This is a genomic window from Nitratireductor alexandrii (assembly GCF_004000215.1).
Classification (GTDB): Bacteria; Pseudomonadota; Alphaproteobacteria; order Rhizobiales; family Rhizobiaceae; genus Mangrovimarina; species Mangrovimarina alexandrii.
Genome location: NZ_RBVY01000025.1, coordinates 1 through 2,767, shown reverse-complemented (window position 1 = coordinate 2,767; position 2,767 = coordinate 1). Strand labels below are relative to the sequence as shown.

Here is a 2,767-nt window from a genome sequence, read left to right as displayed (position 1 = left end):
TGTCGATTTAGGTTTGAAACCGAGACTCGCGCATTGAGTGTTTTCAATGATTTGCGTGAGACTGAAGTGTAATGCATTACACTTCAAATGAGACGCCAATGAGATTTTATTACACTCCAAATGGGATTGATCGACCGGTCGATCGACCATAATGTCGCCGTATGATTTCATCCCCAGAAGCCCCCGATGATGGTGACCGACATGCCGACGATGTAAGTCCGGAAGAGTTTCTTCGATATCTGCTCCGCGGCAGTGATGGGAAAGTGACAGCTGAGGTAGTCGCGGCTGCGCGTGAGGAGTATGGGATCCCGCGTTCGACGCTGTTTCGGCTCGTTGCGAGGTTTAGAAAGACACAACGCACTTCAAGCCTCAAACCTAGAAAACGCGGCACGCAAGAAGGAATGGTTAGGCTGGATCCCAGAACCGAGCGCATTATCGCCGAACAAGTGGAGGGCTTCTGGCTCAAAAAGGAAAAGCCGAGCTTTGCCGCACTGATGCGGCGCATTGGGGAAGTCTGCCTCACAGAGGGGCTATCACCTCCACATCGTAGCACTGTGCAGCGTAGAGTGTCGGAACTGATCCCGATTGCAGCGGCCCGCAAGCGCGGGGAGCGCGAGATCGAAGCCGCCTCGACACCGAGCCCTGGCCAGCTTTCTGTCGCAAAGCCGAATGCCCTTTGGCAGATCGATCATACTATTGTCGATGTCGTCGTTGTCGATGAACAATATCGCCAACCCATCGGACGGCCAGTGCTGACGATTGCCATCGATGTTTGCACCAGAATGGTCGCGGGTTTCCATTTGTCACTGGCAGCCCCATCGAGAACGTCGGTTGGCCTTTGCCTCCTGCACGCCGTTTACGACAAAGCAGCATGGCTAGACGAACGGGGGATTGATATTCCTTGGCCTGTCGCCGGACTGCCAGCTGTTCTTCATTGCGACAATGGCGCCGAATTCAGATCGCGAGCGCTCGCCGGCGCTTGCAAGGAATATGGCATCAAGCTCCTGTTCAGACCGCCAGCAACGCCCCGCTTCGGCGGACACGTCGAGCGGCTGATCGGAACCATGATGGGAGCTGTTCATCTGCTGCCTGGCACAACGTTCAGCAATGTGAAGATCAGGGGTGACTACGATTCCGAGGGCCGTGCGACCTTTACATTACGCGAACTAGAAAAGTGGATCGCACTGGAAATCGTCGGCAAATACCATCAGCGTATCCACGCCTCACTATTGCGCCCTCCCCTGGCCGTGTGGCGCGAACGGCAAGGTGAAGTCGATTTCGACCTACCGCCAGACCGGATGGCGTTCTGGACCAGCTTTTTGCCTGGTGACCGGCGCCGCTTGCTGAAGGACGGCATTCATCTGGAAAAGATTCGCTACTGGTCGGACGCCCTATCACGTGATGTCGGCCGGGGTGCTGAGCTTGAGATCAAATATGATCCACGAGACCTTTCTCGAATATTCGTTCGCCAGTCCGACGGCCGGTTTGTAGAAGCGCGGTACCGAAATCTCGCATATCCGCCCGTCTCATGGTGGGAATGGAAACATGCCAAGAAAAGGCTTCGAGACCAAGGACGGCGTGAGTTGCAAGAAGATGTTATCTTTGCAGCGATCGCAAAACAAAGGCAGATTGAAGACATTGCCGCATCCTCAAGCGCAAAAGCGCGCCGGAGTGCTGCTCGAAGGCCTACTAAACAGGACCAAAAGGAAAGCGGCCACGTTACGGCTATAGATTTGGCGAAATCGGTTCATTCAGATGACGACACGGAATTTTGGGATTGATGATTGAACTCCCGCATTTGGCGTCTGGCGCCGCGGCACTTGCCAACTCGCCAAACGAAACACGGATTCGTGCCATTCGATCCGATCGTTGGGTCGGCTTTGATCGCGCTCGTCGGGTTCTTCGGCATCTCGATGGGCTTTGCGACCATCCGCCATCAACGCGTCCGCCGGGCCTCGCGATTTATGGCCACAGCGGCATGGGCAAGACGATGCTCGTGGAAAAGTTCAAGCGTAATCATCCGCCAATTATCGATCACAGTACCGGTGTGGAAAGCATGCCGGTCCTGGCAATTACGCTGACATCACGCCCGACAGAACGCAGGATATACGGTCAATTGCTGATGGCCATGGGAGCCAGCATCAATGAACGCCTGACACTCATGGAACTTGAGATCAGGACCGTCCTCCTCCTGAAAAGCAACAATGTTCGTGTTCTGGTATTTGACGAGGTCCACAATCTTCTTGCTGGAACCCCGAGAGAGCAGCGCGTGATCCTGCAGCTGCTGCGATATCTTAGCAATGAGATCAAAGCTTCGCTCGTCTGTCTTGGCGTTTCCGAAGCCCGCGACGCGATTGCCGGCGACACTCAACTGGCACGACGCCTGGATCAGTTTGTACTGCCAAGATGGAAGGCGGATGAGGAATTCCAGGAACTGGTGACGGCGATCCTCCGAAGTCTACCGCTCAAACTTCCGTCCGCATTGTCCAGCCAGAGTTTGCGACACCTTTCCCGCCTCGGCGACGGCATAACCGCTCGCGTATTCGGGATACTGAACGAACTTGCAATCGAGGCGATCCAAGACGGCACAGAGCGGATCACCGATGAAAACATCGAATCCTGGAAGCCCGCTTTGGAAAAAGAGGCAGCATTCGCATAGCCAACGAAACGTTACACCTCAATTGAGACTCAGGCCGCAAAAGTCTCAATTGAAGTGTAACGTTTTTCCAGAAATTGTCCGAGTCCCAGTTTGAAGTGTAAATCGACA

At 54.5% G+C, this 2,767-nt stretch carries 2 protein-coding genes; both read left to right on the top strand.

Going from position 1 to position 2,767, the window contains the following annotated elements; translation table 11 throughout:
* The first annotated feature begins 161 nt into the window (after window positions 1–161).
* Window positions 162–1,781 carry a Mu transposase C-terminal domain-containing protein gene (locus EP380_RS23305; protein ID WP_127601218.1) on the top strand — a complete coding sequence of 540 codons (1,620 nt, stop codon included), beginning with the start codon at window positions 162–164 and terminating at the stop codon, window positions 1,779–1,781.
* Window positions 1,781–2,659, top strand: coding sequence for a TniB family NTP-binding protein (locus tag EP380_RS23300; protein ID WP_238720040.1), 879 nt, complete (start codon window positions 1,781–1,783; stop codon window positions 2,657–2,659). The genes EP380_RS23305 and EP380_RS23300 overlap by 1 nt, the downstream gene beginning before the upstream one ends.
* The last annotated feature ends 108 nt before the right edge of the window (window positions 2,660–2,767 follow it).

Coding starts and splice junctions, on each gene's coding strand:
- EP380_RS23305 (WP_127601218.1), top strand. CDS start 162: ATGATTTCATCCCCAGAAGCCCCCGATGATGGTGACCGACATGCCGAC.
- EP380_RS23300 (WP_238720040.1), top strand. CDS start 1,781: ATGATTGAACTCCCGCATTTGGCGTCTGGCGCCGCGGCACTTGCCAAC.